Here is a 2304-nt window from a genome sequence, read left to right as displayed (position 1 = left end):
CAACGCGGCGGTCTCCTCGGCCGCCTGGCGCGCGGCGGCGTCGCCCGACGCCGCATACCACGCGGCGCACGCGAACACGATGAACGCATGCGTGTAGAGATCCTTGGTCGTGTCGAGCGGTGCGCCCTGTGCGTCCACGCTGTAGTTCCAGCCGCCGTGGCGCGGGTCGCGAAAGCGCCGGCCCAGCGCGTCGAACAGCGTGGCCGCGTGCGCGGTGTCGCCGGCCTGCGCGAACACGAACAGTTGCCGTGCGCAGGCCATTGCGCGATAACGGGTCACGGGCAGCGGCGCGTGGGTGGCCGGATCGACGGCTTCGAACGGCAGCTGTAATGTCTGGTCGAACCCTGAACCCCGCCAGATCGGCAAGACGACGTGCGCGAAGTGGTGGCGCAGCTGGGCGGCCTGGGCGGAAGCGGAGTCGGAAACGGACATGACGGGGTTGAGCGCTGGTTTCGAAACGTGTCGGCGCGGCCCGGAGGATCGGCGCGGCCGGGGCCAAGGATAAAACATTCCGCAGGGCCGGCACCAAAAAAGGAGATAAATCGCATGCTGAGCAACCTGGAACTCGTGATGCGGCTCGTCCTCGCGGCGGCGCTGGGCAGTGTCATCGGCTTCGAGCGCGAGCGCCTGTCGTGGGCGGCCGGCCTGCGCACGCACATGCTCGTCTGTGTCGGTTCGACGCTGATCATGATCGTGTCGGCGTTCGGGTTTGCCGACGTGCTCGGCAGCAACGATCACATCGTGCTCGATCCGTCGCGGATCGCCGCGCAGGTCGTGTCGGGCATCGGCTTCCTCGGCGCGGGCTCGATCCTGCTGCGCGGCGAGATCGTGCGCGGGCTGACGACCGCGGCGAGCCTGTGGTCGGTCGCCGCGATCGGCCTCGCGGTGGGCGGCGGGCTCTACGTCGCGTCGATTTCGGCGACGATCATCATCCTGATCATCCTGGCCGGCATCAAGCCGCTGGAGCGGCGCTACTTCACGGTGCGCCAGCGGCGCCAGCTCGCGCTGACGGTCGTGAGCGGTGCGCTGAACTTCGATTCGCTGCACGCGGCGCTCGGCCCGGACAGTGCGCGTGTGAAGCAGTTCATCGTGCAGCGCGCCGACGACACGGGCGAGCACGACGAGGTGCGCATCGCGCTCGCGCGGGTGTCGGAGCTCGAATACCAGGCGATCTGCGACAAGCTGCGTGCGCTGAAGGGCGTCACGCGTTTCGAAGAGGGCAACGGGCTGTCGGGCGACGAATAGGCTGAATCGGCGGCGGGGCATGCGACAATGGCCGACCAGATTCCGTTCGACATCCGGTTCCGCGCCAGCGGGCCCCGCCATCCGATTTCCATGACCGAATCCGTTTCCTCGCCTCGCTCCCGTTCCCGTTCCAATCGTTCATCGACCCGTTCGCGCCAGCGCTCGGCTGCTGCCGCGGGCAATACGTCCGCAAGGGCGGCGGTGCGGTCCGGCAGTGCGCCGGCCGGCGACGCGTCGCGGGACGAACGGACGCTCGACCTGTTCGGCGATCCTGTGCTCGAGCCGGGTGAGCGCGTGCCGGCTGCGGCGCGCGACGAAGCGGGCGCGCCAGGCGATGCGGCAGTCGATGTCGCGGACGACGTGGCTTCCGGGCGGCAGGCCGCGCTGGACGGGTTCAGTGCGCCGGAAGGTGTGGCCACGGCGGGACATGTGGAAGCAGCGGAAGGTGCTGTGACGCCGGAAGTCGCGACGTTGGCACACGGTGTTTCGGCGCCTGAAGGCGGGGGTGTTGCAAACGTCGACGTCGCGCCGGCTTCTGGCGTGGCTGCGATGAAGGCGGTCGATATTCCCCTGGCCGGTGACGTTGCAACGAAGGCCGCCGACGTGCCTGCGGAAGAGGGCGACGGAACGGTGGCGACCAAGCTGCAAGCAACCGATGGTGCTGCGGCGAAGGCGACCGAATCTCGGGCGGTTGGCGGTGAAGTCGAGAAGGCAGGTGTTGTTGTTGTTGTTGCTGCTGCTGCCGCCGCCGTCAAATCCCGTGAAGGGCGATCCTCCGGTGACGCCGTGAAGGAACGCCGTGCGTCGTCGGGCGGCAAGCGCCGGGCGACTGCCAGTGCAGGCGACGCGATAACGGAGCAATCCGCATCGGTCGTGACGAGCGTTGACGCGGCGCTGGAGGCGGCCGGGGCGAGCACGACGCCGGGCCTGATGGCGAAGGCCGAGCCGCAGATGTCGGCGCAGCCGGCCAAGCCGGTGATTGCAGCGAACACGGCGAACACGGCGAACACGGCGAACACGGCGAACACGGCGAACACGGCGAACACGGCGAACACGGCA

3 protein-coding genes are annotated in these 2304 nt (G+C 68.9%); 2 read left to right on the top strand and 1 reads right to left on the bottom strand.

Translation table 11 applies throughout. The annotated features are described in order from the left end of the window. Positions 1-432, bottom strand: a 432-nt coding sequence (locus tag G3N99_RS38805) for an AGE family epimerase/isomerase (protein WP_206125042.1), incomplete at its 3' end; no start/stop codon positions are given. Between the two features lie 114 nt (positions 433-546). On the opposite strand from G3N99_RS38805, the gene G3N99_RS38800 reads away from it, so the two are divergent. After that, positions 547-1245, top strand: coding sequence for an MgtC/SapB family protein (locus G3N99_RS38800; protein WP_174940712.1), 699 nt, complete (start codon positions 547-549; stop codon positions 1243-1245). A 27-nt stretch (positions 1246-1272) separates the two neighbouring features. Then, on the top strand, positions 1273-2304 hold a 1032-nt coding region (locus G3N99_RS38795; RefSeq protein ID WP_206125041.1), incomplete at its 3' end, for a flagellar hook-length control protein FliK.

It is taken from the genome of Burkholderia sp. Ac-20392, assembly GCF_017104585.1.
Lineage (GTDB): Bacteria > Pseudomonadota > Gammaproteobacteria > Burkholderiales > Burkholderiaceae > Burkholderia > Burkholderia lata.
Note: the sequence above shows the minus strand (reverse complement) of the source record. Positions and strands in the feature narration are given on the sequence as shown.

Excerpts from the sequence above, each read along its gene's own strand:
- G3N99_RS38800 (WP_174940712.1), top strand. The coding sequence starts at position 547 with ATGCTGAGCAACCTGGAACTCGTGATGCGGCTCGTCCTCGCGGCGGCG.